The following is a 13,598-nucleotide window of genomic DNA, read 5'->3' as shown; positions in this document are numbered from 1 at the left end:
GTCTCAGGCATAGACCTCCTACGCGCAACGCGCACCTGCCACCCATGGCGCCGCCTGGAGAGATGCGGGCCCCCGGTTCCCCCATCGCTGACGCCCTTTGCGCCAGCTCGCGCTCGACGCTGCGCACCGAATGCAGCTTCGACACCCCTGTCCGGATGTCGTAAATCAAACGTGCTTACATGTCATCGAAAATCGATTACCGAACCCGTTTCGGACTACTGACTGGTGTGTCCACCAGTCTGATTGCCAGCACTCTGTTGCTTGCCGCTTGCTCGGAGCGTGGCAAGAAAGAGACAGCCGACGCCACGCCGCAGGCCGTCGTGCGCACGGTCGAGCGCCGTGCCGAGCCGCTTACCATGCAACAACCGGGACGCTTGGAGGCTTACCGCAGCGCCGACGTGCGCGCGCGCGCCGGCGGCGTCGTCATCGAGCGTAAATACCAGGAGGGACAAAAGGTTGCCAAGGGCGACGTGCTGTTCCGAATCGATCCGCAGCCGCTATCCGCCGCCCTCGATGCGGCGCGCGGCGCGCTTGCCAAGGCGCAGGCCGAGCACGATTCGGCGCGCGACAAGGTCGAGCGCTATCGCGGTCTGCTCGAATCGCACGCCATCAGCGCGCGCGAAGACGCGGAATCGCGTGCCGCCGAGGCGCGCACGCGCGCCGACGTGCTGGCCGCGCGTGCGGAAGTGCGCAAAGCGGAACTCAATCTGGGCTACACGAGCGTGACATCGCCCATCGCAGGACGCGTGCGCCGCGCTGAAGTCACGGAAGGTGCACTGGTCGGACTCGACTCGCCCACGCTACTCACGCGCGTCGAGCAGATCGATCCGATTTACGTGAACTTCTCGCAACCGGCCGCCGAAGTCTACGCGATGACGCGTGATCTGCGCGCAGGCAAGTTGCAGCAGGGCAATGAGGCCGCTGCGCCGCAGGTCCATGTGACGTTGCCCGACGGTCGGGAGTATTCGCTGCCCGGCAAGCTGCTGTTCACCGATCTGGCCGTCGATCCCGGCACGGACACCATCGCCATGCGGGCGTTGCTGCCCAATCCGGACGGCGTGCTGCTGCCCGGCGCGTTCGTGCAGGTGCGCATGCAGGGCGCGGTGAATCCGAACGTCGTGCGCGTGCCGCGAGAGGCGCTCACCCGCACCGGTGAGGGCGCGATCGTTCGCGTCGTCGACGCGCAAGGCAAGGTGCACGACAGGAAGGTTCGCGCCGAAGCGATCGATGGTCGCGACTGGTTGGTGACCGACGGCCTCAAGGGGGGCGAACACGTCATCGTACAGAACGTCGCGCAGTTCGCCGACGGCATGCAGGTGAAGACCCGGGCGGATGCCACCGACACGGCGAATGCGGGCAAGACCGTCGCGCTTGCTGCCGCGCCCGCCCACGCGAAGACCCAGAACAACGCCGTACCGGTCGAGCCCGCGCGCGCCGGTCCGGCCTCCCAAGCGGAGACGCATTAACCATGGCTCGTTTCTTTATCGATCGCCCGGTCTTTGCCTGGGTGATCTCTCTGATGATTACGCTCGTCGGCGTGCTCGCGATCCGGGCGCTGCCCGTGGCGCAGTACCCCGATATCGCGCCGCCCATGGTCAGCGTGTGGAGCAGCTACCCGGGCGCTTCGGCGAAGGTCGTCGAAGATTCGGTGACCGCGATCATCGAGCGTCAGATGAACGGCGCACCGGGGCTGATGTACACGTCGTCCACGAGCGGCAACGGCGAGTCGTCGGTCAACCTCACGTTCCGTCAGGGCACGAGCCTCGATCTCGCGGCCGTGGAAGTGCAGAACCGCCTGAAGACGGTGGAGTCGCGCTTGCCTGAAGTGGTGCGCCGTTATGGCGTGAAGGTCGAGCGCGCCGCCGACAACATCCATATGGTCGTGACGCTCTCGTCGCGCAACCCCGCGATCAACGAGTTCGACCTGGGGGAGATTGCCGCATCGCAGGTGATGAACCAGCTAAAGCGCGTGCCGGGCGTGGGTCAGGTGCAGTTCTGGGGCACCGAGAAGGCCATCCGTATCTGGCCCGACGCGGCCAGGCTCGTCGCGCTCGATCTGACCGCCTCCGACATTGTCTCCAGGGTGCGTGCCTATAACGCACGCGTCACCATCGGCGACCTCGGCGCGGGGGCTACGCCCACGTCGGCGCCGATCAACGCGAACGTGGTGTCCGACAGCGCATTGTCCACGCCGGAAGAGTTCGCCAACATTCCGCTGCGCGTGCGCGCCGATGGCTCCGCGATCCGGTTGGGCGACGTGGCGCGAGTGGAGTTGGGGGCGTCGGACTACAACTACTCGGCGCGCGTCGACGCAATGCCGGCGACCGCCATGGGCATCAAGCTTGCCGCCGGCTCGAATGCGGTGGAGGTGATGAAGGCCGTACGCCAGGTCATGGACGAACAGGCCAGGCTGTTCCCGGCGGGTGTCGACTATCAGATGCCCTACGAGACCGCTTCGTTCGTGAAGGTCTCGATCCAGAAGGTCGTGAAGACCCTGCTCGAAGCCATCGTGCTCGTGTTCCTGGTGATGTATCTGTTCATGCAGAACCTGCGCGCGACGCTGATACCGACGCTGGTCGTGCCGGTCGCGTTGCTGGGCACCTTCGGCGTGCTGCTCGGGCTCGGCTATTCGATCAACACGCTGACGATGTTCGGCATGGTGTTGGCGATCGGCATTCTCGTGGATGACGCCATCGTCGTGGTCGAGAACACCGAGCGGATCATGGTGGAGGAGGGACTGTCCCCCTATGCGGCCACCGTCAAGGCGATGCGGCAGATCAGTGGCGCCATCGTGGGCATTACGGTCGTGCTGGTGACGGTATTCGTGCCGATAGCGTTCTTCTCGGGCGCCGTGGGTAATATCTACCGGCAGTTCGCCGTAACGCTGGCCGTCTCCATCGGTTTCTCCGCGTTCCTCGCCCTGTCGCTCACGCCGGCGCTGTGCGCTACGTTGTTGCGCCCGATCTCGGCCGATCATCACGAAAAACGCGGTTTCTTCGGCTGGTTCAACCGCACGTTCGCGGTGGGCACCGAGCGCTATACGCGCACCGTCGACAAGACCCTGCGCCGCCCGTGGCGTGCGATGCTGGTCTACGCGCTGGTGCTGGTCGCCGTACCGCTGGCGTTCATGCGTTTGCCCTCGGCATTCATTCCCGAGGAAGACACGGGCAGCTTCATGGTCATGGCGTCGGAGCCGCAAGGCGCCACGTTGCCGGAAGCCATGACGGCGCTCAAGCGCATCGAGCAGTATCTGATGCAAAACGAACCGGTCAAGCACGTGTTCGTGCTCGGCGGCTGGAACGAGTTCGGTGCGGGCCCGGGCGGCGGCATGTTGTACGTCACGCTCAAGGACTGGCACGAGCGCACGTCGAAGCACGACGGGGTCAATGCCATCGTCGATCGCGTGAACGAGAAGTTCACGGGGCAGCCCGATCGCATGATGATCGCGATGAACAGTCCGGCGCTGCCGGAACTGGGGTCTTCGAACGGTTTCAACCTGCGCTTGCAGGACCGGGGCGGGGTAGGCAAGGAGGTCTTTACGGCCGCCCGCGAAGATTTGCTGCACAAGGCGGCCAAGGACCCCGTGCTCAAGAATGTGATCTTTGCCGGACAGGGCGACGTGCCGCAGGTCGACGTGAGCATCGATCGTCGCAAGATGGAAGCGCTGGGCGTCGGCATGGACGATGTGAACACCACGCTGGCGACCATGTTCGGCTCCGACTACGTGGGCGACTTCATGCTCGGTGCGGAAAACCGTCGCGTGCTCGTGCAGTCGGACGGGCGTCAGCGTGTGACGCCCGAGGATGTGGGCAATCTTCGCGTGCGCAACGCCAATGGCGAAATGGTGCCGCTCTCGGCCTTTGTTGCACTGAAGTGGAAGCTCGGTTCGCCGCAACTCAAGCGTTACAACGGCTATCCGTCGTTCACGATCCAGGGCGAAGCTGCACCGGGCAAGAGCAGCGGCGAAGCCATGGCGCGCATGGAGCAGTTGATGGCGCAGATGCCGGCGGGCATCGGCCACGAATGGAGCGGGCAGTCGCTGGAGGAGCGTGACTCGGGCGCGCAGGCGCCGATGCTGTTTGCCTTGTCGGTGCTGGTGGTGTTCCTTGCGCTCGCCGCGCTCTACGAGAGCTGGGCGATTCCCGCGGCGGTGATCATGGTGGTGCCGCTCGGCGTGATCGGCGCGCTCGGCGCCGTCAGTCTGCTGGGCATGCCTAACGACATCTACTTCAAGGTGGGCCTGATCGCGACCATCGGTCTGTCGGCGAAGAACGCGATCCTGATCGTGGAAGTCGCGAACGATCTCACGAAGCAGGGCATGGGCTGGCTCGAAGCGGCGGTGGAAGCGGCGAGGCTGCGTTTGCGTCCGATCGTGATGACGTCGCTGGCGTTCGGCTTCGGCGTGGTGCCGCTGGCGATCGCGTCGGGTCCGGCGTCGGGGGCACAGCGTGCCATTGGCGTGGCGGTGCTTGGCGGCATCGTGACGGCGACCGTGCTCGCGATTTTCCTGGTGCCGTTGTTTTTCCTGATCGTCGGCCGCTTCGTGCGTCGGGCGCAGAAGGCAGGCACGGGTGGCAAGGGCGGTAACGACGGTGCCGAGCGTGGCCACGGAATGGACGGTAAGGCCAGTAAGGACGGCAACAACAACGGCAGCGATGGCAGCAATGGCAGCAACGGCCATCGCGGGCCGGTCGTCGAGGGGAAGGTATGACGATGTTTCGACCCCGCCTTCGCGGGACAACCATTGCCGCGGCGTGCGTTTTCGCGCTGCTCGGGGGGTGCACGTTGGCGCCGACGTACGAGCGTCCGGCAGCACCGATGCCGACGACGTACGAGGCTGCGCCGTCGGGCGGCGACGTGCCGCTGGCGCTCGCTGTGCCGCGCACGGCGGATGACGATTGGGCCGAGATTTTCACGGATCCGCAGTTGCAGGGCCTGATTCGCAAGGCGCTCGCGCAGAATCGCGATTTGCGTCTGGCGTCGTTGCGCGTGCAGGAGGCGCGCGCGCTATACGGTATCGAGCGCGCCAACCTGCTGCCGGGCATTCGGGCGGGCGGGGCGGTCTCCCGTCAGCGCTATTCCGGCTCTGCCGGTCTGCCCGACGGTGCGAGCGCCCTCCCAGACGGGTACGTCGCCAACGACGTGCGGGCAGCGGTGGGCGTGAGTGCGTTCGAGCTCGACTTCTTCGGACGCGTGCGCAGCCTGCGCGACGCCGCGTTGCAGGAGTATCTGGCGAGCGAAGAGGCACAACGCGCGGCACAGGTCAGCCTCGTGGCGGAGGTCGCGAGAGCGTACATCGGCCTGATCGCGGCCAATGAACAGAGCGCTTATGCGTTCAAGGTGCTGGCAGCGCGCGAGGCGGGCATGAAAGTCATCCGTCTGCGCGCCGAGCGAGGACTGATCGACGGCCTCGATCTCAATACGGAGACGACGCAGGTCGAGGTCGCGCGTGCAGCGCTCGCCGAGCGCGAGCGACAGCGCAGCGAGATCGTACATGTGTTGCAGGTGCTCACGGGCGATGTCTCGACGCGGCCGTACACGGAAACCACGCTCGACAGCGCGTTCGTCGTGCCGGTGGCGGCCGGGCTGCCGTCATCGTTGCTCATGCGGCGGCCGGACATTCGTCAGGCCGAAGCGAAGCTGCGGGGTGCGAACGCGAACATCGGGGCTGCGCGCGCGGCGTTCTTCCCCTCGATCCGATTGACGACGGACATCGGCACGGCCAGTTCGCGGTTTTCGGATCTGTTCACCGCAGGCACCGGCGTGTGGTCGTTCATGCCGCAGATTACCGTGCCCATCTTCGAGGGCGGGCGCAACATGCGGGGCCTGGATCTTGCGACCGTCCGCAAGGAGATGGCGGTGGTCTCGTATGAGCATGCCATTCAGACGGCGTTCGCCGAGGTCAACGACGCGCTCGCTGCGCAGCAGTGGCTCGCGCGACAGCTGGAGGCGCAAAAGCGCGTATCGGATGGGGAGCGCGAGCGGCTGCAATTGGCCGAGCGCCGTTATGCCAATGGCGTAGCGAGCTACCTGGAACTGCTCGATGCGCAGCGCAGCGCGTTTCAGGCGGAACAGCAATTGATCGACGTGAAGCAGCGGGTGCTGGTCAATCACGTGGCGCTGTATCGCGCGCTGGGTGGCGGCTGGACGCCGGAGGCCGAGACGTCCTGACGCCCCTGGGGGCTCAAAGTCGTCAAACAAAACCCCGCCGGATCGAGAGACCCGGCGGGGTTTTGTCATGCGATCGGTCAGATGGGATCGCGCATTGGCGAGCGATCGATGACCGAAGCGTGCCGCGTCCGGCTCAGAACGCGAATCGGCCTTCCGCGGCAATCTTGGCGAGCGGGTCGCGCGGGCTGGGCACTTCGCGCGCCCGCAGACCTTCCGGCAGCGTGTTCACATCGCCGCCCGGACGCCCGATGGCGATGGCCGCTTCGATCTTGTACTTCGGCGACAGATCCAGTTCATTGCGGATCTTGTCGTACTCGATGCCCGCCAGACCGTGCGTGGCCCAACCCGAGAGCGACGCCTGCAGCGCGAGGTAGCCCCATGCAGCGCCGGCGTCGAAGCTGTGCGTCGCGGCAGGCACTTCCGTGTCGCTGCCCGGCGGCGTGAGCGTCGACTTCGAAATCACGATCACGATGGCGGCGGCGTGTTTGGCCCAGCTCTGGTTGAATTCGTTGAGAAAGCCGACGAACTGGTCCCAGTGCGGCGTGCCACGGCGCGCGTAGACGAAGCGCCACGGTTGGGCGTTGAAGGCCGACGGGGCCCAGCGCGCGGCCTCGAAGAACGACAACAGGGTGGCTTCGGGAATCGTTTCATCCTTGAACGCGCGCGGCGACCAGCGTGCCACGAATTGCGCGTCGATCGGGTGGTCGGCTTGACGGGTGTTGATATCGGTCATGCGAGTGTCTCGTCGGCAAAAATACAGCGAAAAGTCTTTCGAATCGGCGGCCAATGAGCGCTCAGGGAGCCTCATCGGGCCGCTAGGATACCGTGAGCCTCGCGCGATCCCAACCAATATCGATGCACGTCCATATAACGGGGAGATATCATCCCGTGTCATGAACACCTTGAAGAATATGCGAATCTTCGTGCGCGTGGCCGACGGCGCGAGCTTTGCCGGGGCGGCCCGCGCGCTGGACATGACCACGCCGCAAGTGTCGAAGGCCATCTCCGAGCTTGAGGCGCATCTGCGCACGCGGCTGTTGCATCGCACGACACGCAAGCTCGCGCTCACCGACGCGGGCAAGCGCTATCTCGCCCGTTGCCGGGACATCATCGCGTTGGTGGATGTGTCGGAAGCCGAGGCGGGGGCCGCGAGCGCCGCACCCAGCGGCACGTTGCGTTTGCACGCGCCGGCGAGCTTCGGGCAGGTGTTCGTGGTGCCTGCGCTGGCGCGGTTTCTCGAGCAGTACCCGGATGTCGAAGCCGATCTGCTGCTGTCGTCTCGCGTGCCCGACCTTCTCGAGGAGAATATCGACGTCTCGCTGCGTCTGGCGGCCTCGCAACTGCCCGATTCCGGGCTGGTATCGGCACGGATCTGCCGTATGGCCTCAGTGCTGTGCGCCGCGCCGCAATACCTCGCCGCGCATGGTGCGCCGCGCTCGCTCGACGAGTTGGCGCAGCATACACGGGTGAGACTGCAGGCGCCGCACTACACCGTCGAACATTGGCTTTTCGACGGACCGGACGGCACGACGAAGCTGGCCATTCCCCCGGGGCGGCTGCGGGTCAATACCGCGGATTCGCTGACGGCGGCATTGGTGAGCGGATGCGGCGTCGCCCCGGTCCCCTTGCTTAGCGCGCTGGCGGCCTTGCGTAATGGTTCGCTGGTCCGTGTGCTGCCCGAATATGAGTTGCAGGGCACGAATGTGTACGCGGTCTACGCGTCGCGCCTGTATCTCGATGCCAAGGTCAAGACGTGGATCGAATTCCTTCGGGCGTTTGTGGAGCGAGTGCTGGCGGCGTCAGACGGTGAAGCGATAGCGCGGCTGCCGCGATCAGCAGACCGATGACCAGCGACACCCATAGAATTGCCGTCTCACCCCAATGTTCGCGCGCGAGCGCGTAACCCCACGGCGAGACGGCCGAGAGCGCGAACGCCGGACTCAGCAACGTGCCCAGCGCGCGGGCGTAAGCGTCGTGCGCGAAGAGCTCCAGCGGCAGGCTGGCCCGTAACAGCGTTGCCAGCCCATTCAGGGCGCCGTAGCAAAAGATGAAGACGCCGGCGCTCAGCGCATAAGACATACCGGCCAGACCCAGTACAAAGCACACCGGCAGACCGCAACCGACCACGACATTGAGCCTGAGCGCACTGGCCTGGCGCGGTTGCAGCCATTCCAGCCCTCGGGCGCACACTTGCCCGAGGCCCCACAGGGCCGCGAGCCCCACCGGCAATCCGCGCATGCCGAGCAGCGACGGCAGGTGCGCGGCCAGCCCCGACGACAGTATCGAGACCAGCGCCATGACGGCGCCATAGAGCAGGGCGGGCGCCACGGGCAGCGGGGCGCGCGAGCGGCGCGCCTCGCCGCGCGTCGTCACCCGAGGCGGCGTGGGCGGCAGGCTGCGCAGCAATGCCCAGGCCAGCAGGCCGATCGCCCCAAAGACAAAGACGCCGGTGCGCCATCCCCATCGCTCGCCCAGCCAGTTGCCCAGCGGCCAGAAGACGGTCGTCGCCAACCCGCCGATGAGCGTGATCTGTGTCATGGGGCGGCGCGCAGCGGCGCCGTATAGCGCGGCAAGGGTGGCGAACGCGGCGTCGTAGAGAGAGAGCCGCATGCCGACGCCCAACTGACACCATGCCGTGTAGTACTGCACCAATGTGGTGCTTGCGGCCATCATGACGCAGCCGACAGTGCAGATCAGCGTGCCGAGACACATGACCCGGCGTCCGCCCATGCGGTCGAGCCAACGGCCGGACATCGGGGAGACGACTGCCATCACCAGCATGGCGAGTGACGGCCCGGCAAACACCCACGTCTGCGCCCATCCTGTATCGCGCGCGATTCGCCATGCGAAGGCGCCGGGCAGATAGAAGTTCGCTCCCCAGGTAATGAGTTGCGCGAGGCCGAGGCGGATGACGATGGGCATGAAGACACGCGGGGGAAGTTGGCCAATACCGAATGCATCGAATGCATCGAATGCATCGAATGCATCGAACACACATCTCGCAGGCACCATGCAGGCGTGGACGATGTCGGCGCACAGGCGGGCGAGCGGGACGTCCGGTCACTCACAGCATGGTGCGCCGACGGCATCTCTTGGTAAAGTCTTGGCATCTTATCCGGTTCATAAGGAAAACTTTGAGATGCGCCGCCTGAATCTGGATCAACTGCACACCTTCTCCGAGGTGATCGACGCCGGCAGTTTTTCTGCGGCCGCCGCTCGCCTCGATCTGTCGCAACCGGCAGTCAGCCTTCAGGTTCGCCAGTTGGAGCAGCGGCTGAACGTCAGATTGATCGAGCGTGTCGGCAAGCGGCTCAAACCGACTTCGGCCGGTCTCACGCTGCTCGAACATGCGCGCCGCATCGAGGCGGCCGTGGAAGACGCCATGCAGGCGCTGACGAGCCACGCACGGGGTGTTGTGGGCGAAGTGGCGATCGGCACGGGCGCGACGGCGTGCATTCACTTGCTGCCCCCGATGCTGCGTGCCATGCGCAAGCGCCATCCGTTGCTCGATATCCGCGTGAGCACCGGCAATACCGACGACATTGTGGCTGCCGTCACGGAGAACCGGCTCGACATCGGGCTGGTTACGCTACCGGCTGCCGGGCGCAGCCTGCATATCACTCCGGTATTGCGGGACGAATTCGTGGCCATCGCACCGACCGGGGACCGTGAATGGGCGCAGGACGTCACGCCGCACACACTCGCCACCTCACCGATGGTTGCGTTCGAATCGGGCAGCAGTACGCGGATGCTGATCGACGAATGGTTCTTGCAGGCTGGACTTCGTGTACGCCCGGTCATGGCGCTGGGCAGCATCGAAGCCATCAAGGAAATGGTCGCTGCCGGCCTGGGGTACGGCATCGTGCCGCGCATGTCGGTCAATGCCGTCCATCACCGCCGCGGATTGCGTATGGCCACCCTGACACCGGCGTTGTCCAGAACGCTTGCGATTGTCATTCGGCAAGATAAACCGCTTACGCCGGGATTGCGAAAAGTCTTGTCGGCGTTGGAGGCGCTGGGCTGCGAGGTCTGAAATTCGGTGTGGAAATCTTTCGCACTCCATGTGAAATGTCATTGTTGTTTTATTGGGCAAAATTACTCCCCGCAAAATGCAAAGCTCAGACTACAATGCGCGAATATCGGCATTCCACCGGCAATTATTGAGAACGTGCAACTCGCAATGCATCACAATCTTTATCGATATGAGGGGCTGCTTGGTGCCCGCTCGGTCGAGGCGCTGGACGCCGAGTTTCAGAAACTGACGCAAACGCTGGAATACGATGCGTTGTTCTATGCCCCGCTATTGCCACGTCGTGAACGCGAGGCTGCTGCGTTTCAGATGGACGATCAGTTCATTTCTGCGCAGGGAATGCCCAGCCGCCATATCTTCACGACTTTTCCGCCCGCCTGGATCGAGCGCTATCAGAGTGCGGGATACGCGGAAGTGGATCCGGTGCTCGTGGCTGCGAATCTATCGCCGTTGCCGATCCTCTGGCGTACGTTCCTGACGCAAAAGCGACCGCATCCGATCTTCGCGGACGCGCGCGCGCATGGGCTCGGTTGCGGCGTTTCGATCCCGATTTACGGGGCGGCCGGCGAACGCGCGATCTTCAGTGCCGCCACGGCGAAATCGCCCGAGGACTCGGCCGAACTCGAAGCGCGCATGATCGGTGAAATCTACCTGAGCGCGTTGTATTTCCATCAGGCGATTCAACAACTCGACATGCAATGGGTGGCGAGTCGAAGCACCGGCAAGCTCAGCCCGCGCGAAATCGAGAGCCTGCTTTGGGCAGCGCGCGGCAAGACGGCGTGGGAGATCGGGTTAATCTTGAAAATCTCGGAACACACCGTGACGTTTCATATCAACAATGCAAAGCGCAAGCTCGGCGCCGTGAACCGGCATCAGGCAATCGCTGCCGCAATCAGTACCGGTTTGATTTCTCCCTGAATCGCTGTTGTTCATATCTTCGCCGTGAGCGCTTTTTCCCAGCGCTCACGCGTCTGGTCTTTTCCTTCCGGCTGCAATTGCCACATTCAGGAATTCTCCCGGGGCGCGCATCGTTTTTCGTCTAATGAAATAGCGCAGTCTTCGAGAGATCTGCGCTATTTCACATTTATCGCGGCATGGGATTAACGACCGTTTTCCGTCTTTTTCGAGACGTTTCGGCGTTGGATTCAGCCGATTTCACACCATTTCCGAAACAGTGTGTTGTCGGTTTGTGGCTGGTTCATTTCTAGGGGAAAACTATAATTTACTCAGGGCGAAAACTGATTGATTAGCGGTTTTCGCTCCCCTGAGCGAGATACGAACGATAAAAGGAGTTTTCCATGAAAAAGAACCTGTTGGCCGCCATCGCACTGGTCGGTCTTAGTGTTGCCGCCGGCGCTGCATTTGCCGCCGATCAGTCGAGCGGTGCAACCCGTGAGCATGTCCGTGCAGAACTGCAAGCCGCACGTGAGCTTGGTCTCTCGCCGGTGACGGAATTCAACTTCCCGTACACCTACGAGCAGTCGGTACAACTGCAAAAGCGCACGGCCGAAATCGAAGCCGCACAGCATGCCGCAGTCCCGCAGGCCCCGACGGCAAACTGATGTCGTGGCGTGTGACATCGGGCAACCGATCCGGTTGTCGATGCAGTCTCTGAAGTGTTGTACCGAAGCAGTACCGCGATTCGCCGACGGCCCGCCTGACGCCCGCCAGATTCATTAGCGAGTCTCGCCCGCGCCGCGCGAATCGTTCCAACGACGCCTTGCGCGTCATTTACCACAGCCCCGCCCGAGGATCCCCTCCCGACGGGGCTTGTGTGTTTCTGGAGCACGGCGTCACGAGGACGCGGCCCGTGGTGCGTCCCCGGTCGTCGCATCCCCGGTCGGTGCATCCCCGGTCGGTGCGCCGTCCGTCTCGATTCAATGTGTCTTGGTGGCGGTGTCGCCGTGCGCGGTACCCGAGTGGCTCGATTGCCACCCGCCGCCCAATGCCAGGAACAGGTTGATCTGATCCATCGCCACCTGTGTCTCGGATGCCGCCAGCGCCGCTTCCGCGTTGGCGTGCGTGCGTTCGGCGTCGAGACTCGTCAGGTACGGGGCGCGGCCCGCCTGGTAGAGCTTGTGATTCTGTTGGGCCGCCGCACGCGATTTGTCGCGCGCGGCGCGCAACGCGTCGTCGCGTTGCAGTTCGCGGGTGTAAGCGGAGAGCGACGTTCTGGTCTCCTGCACTGCCTTGAGCACGACGCCGTCGAAATGCGCGAGCGCGGCGTCGGCGCCGGCTTCCATCCCTTTGATGTGCGCGCGTACGCCGTTCGTCGGCAGCGACCACGAGACCATCGGCCCAAGCGTCCATTGTTCGGTGCGCCCCTGTCCGAAGTGTTCGAGCAGGCCGTTTGCCCCGATGGACGCGCCAATGCGAATCGACGGGTAGAGGTCCGCTGTCGCCACGCCGATTTTCGCCGTGGCAGACGCCAGTTCACGCTCAGCCTGGCGTACGTCGGGGCGGCGCTTGAGCAGCGCGGCGCCATCGCCGACCGGCAGGGCTTGGGTGAGTTGCGGAATACGCCGACACTGCGCCACGCTCGCGTCGAGCGTACCCGGCACTTTCCCAAGCATCAGCGCGAGCCGATAGTTGGCGGCTTCGCTTTGCGCCTGGAAACGAGGCAGCGCGGCGCGCAACGTGTCCGCCTGAGCCTGTGCACGTAGCAGATCGGTGGGCTGATCGCGTCCCGCGTCCACGAGCTTGCGGGTAATGGCGACGCTGCGTTCCTGCAACTTCAACTGGTCGTTGGCAATGTCGTATTCGTGATTGGCGGCGCAGCCCTGCACGTAGGCGCGCACGGTCTCGGCAGCCACGCTCACGCGGGCCACGTCGAGCGCGGCCTGACTGGCTTCGGCAGCCGCGAGCGCGGCTTCGTCCGCACGGGCGAGCTTGCCGAAGAAGTCGATCTGATACGAGATGCCCAGTGTGGCGACCGCGAGGTTTGCCACCGGCAGCTTTTCTTCCTTGAGGAAACTCTCGCCTGAAATCTGCGCGCGCAGCGCTTCAGCCTGCACGCCGCCCTGGGGCAGGTTTTCCGACTCCACCTCGTGGTACATCGCGATGGCGCGCTGCACGTTGGCCAGCGCGACGCGCACATTCGTGTTCGCCGCGAGCGCCTCCTTCACGAGCGCGTCGAGCTTGGGATCGTCATAGAGCTGCCACCAGTCCTCGGGCACCGCGTCGATGGCTACCGCGCGGTGCGAGCCATCGGCAAGCGCGCCGTTGGCATGCGGCGAGCGCATCGCCGCGTTATCCGGCAGACGGTAGTCGGGGCCAACGGTCGTGCAGCCGACCATGAGCGCGGCCGTCGCGGCCACGGTGCTCAGCACACGCAAGCCTGACTTCATTGGGGGCTTCATTGACGACTTCATTGACGACTTCATTGACAGCTTCATCA

Annotated in this window: 10 protein-coding genes; 7 read left to right on the top strand and 3 right to left on the bottom strand. The window is 64.4% G+C overall.

The features are described 5' to 3' along the window. Nucleotides 1–179: 179 nt before the first annotated feature. Genes UC34_RS18520 through UC34_RS18510 form a run of 3 tightly spaced genes read left to right on the top strand, consistent with a single transcriptional unit; the run spans nucleotide 180 to nucleotide 6,171 of the window. Nucleotides 180–1,466 (top strand): efflux RND transporter periplasmic adaptor subunit, encoded by a 1,287-nt coding sequence (locus tag UC34_RS18520; protein WP_237165150.1) that lies wholly within the window; start codon nucleotides 180–182, stop codon nucleotides 1,464–1,466. Nucleotides 1,467–1,468: 2 nt separating this feature from the next. Beyond that, nucleotides 1,469–4,711: a multidrug efflux RND transporter permease subunit gene (locus UC34_RS18515; protein WP_084070803.1), complete on the top strand. Its 3,243-nt coding sequence runs from the start codon at nucleotides 1,469–1,471 to the stop codon at nucleotides 4,709–4,711. Then, complete coding sequence (locus UC34_RS18510; protein ID WP_084070801.1) at nucleotides 4,708–6,171, top strand: efflux transporter outer membrane subunit; 1,464 nt, start codon at nucleotides 4,708–4,710, stop codon at nucleotides 6,169–6,171. Before UC34_RS18515 ends, UC34_RS18510 begins: the two co-directional genes overlap by 4 nt. A gap of 133 nt (nucleotides 6,172–6,304) precedes the next feature. On the opposite strand, the gene UC34_RS18505 is transcribed toward UC34_RS18510, so the two are convergent. Next, entirely contained in the window at nucleotides 6,305–6,904 is a 600-nt protein-coding gene (locus UC34_RS18505; protein WP_044456716.1) for a nitroreductase family protein, read from the bottom strand. Nucleotides 6,905–7,064: 160 nt separating this feature from the next. Between UC34_RS18505 and UC34_RS18500 the strand changes: the two genes are divergently transcribed. Then, nucleotides 7,065–8,018 (top strand): LysR family transcriptional regulator, encoded by a 954-nt coding sequence (locus tag UC34_RS18500; RefSeq protein WP_044456715.1) that lies wholly within the window; start codon nucleotides 7,065–7,067, stop codon nucleotides 8,016–8,018. Here UC34_RS18500 and UC34_RS18495 read toward each other — a convergent pair. Continuing rightward, on the bottom strand, nucleotides 7,918–9,093 hold the full coding sequence (locus UC34_RS18495) for an MFS transporter (RefSeq protein WP_044458383.1): 1,176 nt from the start codon (nucleotides 9,091–9,093) through the stop codon (nucleotides 7,918–7,920). The two genes, UC34_RS18500 and UC34_RS18495, sit on opposite strands and share 101 nt — an antisense overlap. 217 nt (nucleotides 9,094–9,310) lie before the next feature. Between UC34_RS18495 and UC34_RS18490 the strand changes: the two genes are divergently transcribed. The 3 genes from UC34_RS18490 (at nucleotide 9,311) to UC34_RS18480 (ending at nucleotide 11,763) form a co-directional block, all read left to right on the top strand. After that, a complete protein-coding gene (locus UC34_RS18490) occupies nucleotides 9,311–10,204 on the top strand; it encodes a LysR family transcriptional regulator (RefSeq protein ID WP_044456714.1) in 894 nt (297 codons plus the stop codon). A gap of 147 nt (nucleotides 10,205–10,351) precedes the next feature. Then, the gene (locus tag UC34_RS18485) at nucleotides 10,352–11,119 is read left to right on the top strand and encodes an autoinducer binding domain-containing protein (protein ID WP_044456713.1); all 768 of its coding nucleotides are present in this window, start codon (nucleotides 10,352–10,354) and stop codon (nucleotides 11,117–11,119) included. Between the two features lie 380 nt (nucleotides 11,120–11,499). Next, nucleotides 11,500–11,763 (top strand): DUF4148 domain-containing protein, encoded by a 264-nt coding sequence (locus tag UC34_RS18480; RefSeq protein ID WP_044456712.1) that lies wholly within the window; start codon nucleotides 11,500–11,502, stop codon nucleotides 11,761–11,763. Between the two features lie 315 nt (nucleotides 11,764–12,078). Here UC34_RS18480 and UC34_RS18475 read toward each other — a convergent pair whose 3' ends face one another. Then, a complete protein-coding gene (locus UC34_RS18475; protein WP_174556772.1) occupies nucleotides 12,079–13,548 on the bottom strand; it encodes an efflux transporter outer membrane subunit in 1,470 nt (489 codons plus the stop codon). Between the last annotated feature and the right edge of the window lie 50 nt (nucleotides 13,549–13,598).

Origin of the sequence: Pandoraea vervacti (genome assembly GCF_000934605.2) — a bacterium.
GTDB classification, from domain to species: Bacteria; Pseudomonadota; Gammaproteobacteria; order Burkholderiales; family Burkholderiaceae; genus Pandoraea; species Pandoraea vervacti.
This window is presented reverse-complemented; position numbering and strand designations above follow the sequence as displayed.

Excerpts from the sequence above, each read along its gene's own strand:
- UC34_RS18510 (WP_084070801.1), top strand. The coding sequence starts at position 4,708 with ATGACGATGTTTCGACCCCGCCTTCGCGGGACAACCATTGCCGCGGCG.
- UC34_RS18520 (WP_237165150.1), top strand. The coding sequence starts at position 180 with ATGTCATCGAAAATCGATTACCGAACCCGTTTCGGACTACTGACTGGT.
- UC34_RS18505 (WP_044456716.1), bottom strand. The coding sequence starts at position 6,904 with ATGACCGATATCAACACCCGTCAAGCCGACCACCCGATCGACGCGCAA.
- UC34_RS18500 (WP_044456715.1), top strand. The coding sequence starts at position 7,065 with ATGAACACCTTGAAGAATATGCGAATCTTCGTGCGCGTGGCCGACGGC.
- UC34_RS18515 (WP_084070803.1), top strand. The coding sequence starts at position 1,469 with ATGGCTCGTTTCTTTATCGATCGCCCGGTCTTTGCCTGGGTGATCTCT.
- UC34_RS18475 (WP_174556772.1), bottom strand. The coding sequence starts at position 13,548 with ATGAAGTCAGGCTTGCGTGTGCTGAGCACCGTGGCCGCGACGGCCGCG.
- UC34_RS18485 (WP_044456713.1), top strand. The coding sequence starts at position 10,352 with ATGCATCACAATCTTTATCGATATGAGGGGCTGCTTGGTGCCCGCTCG.
- UC34_RS18495 (WP_044458383.1), bottom strand. The coding sequence starts at position 9,093 with ATGCCCATCGTCATCCGCCTCGGCCTCGCGCAACTCATTACCTGGGGA.
- UC34_RS18490 (WP_044456714.1), top strand. The coding sequence starts at position 9,311 with ATGCGCCGCCTGAATCTGGATCAACTGCACACCTTCTCCGAGGTGATC.
- UC34_RS18480 (WP_044456712.1), top strand. The coding sequence starts at position 11,500 with ATGAAAAAGAACCTGTTGGCCGCCATCGCACTGGTCGGTCTTAGTGTT.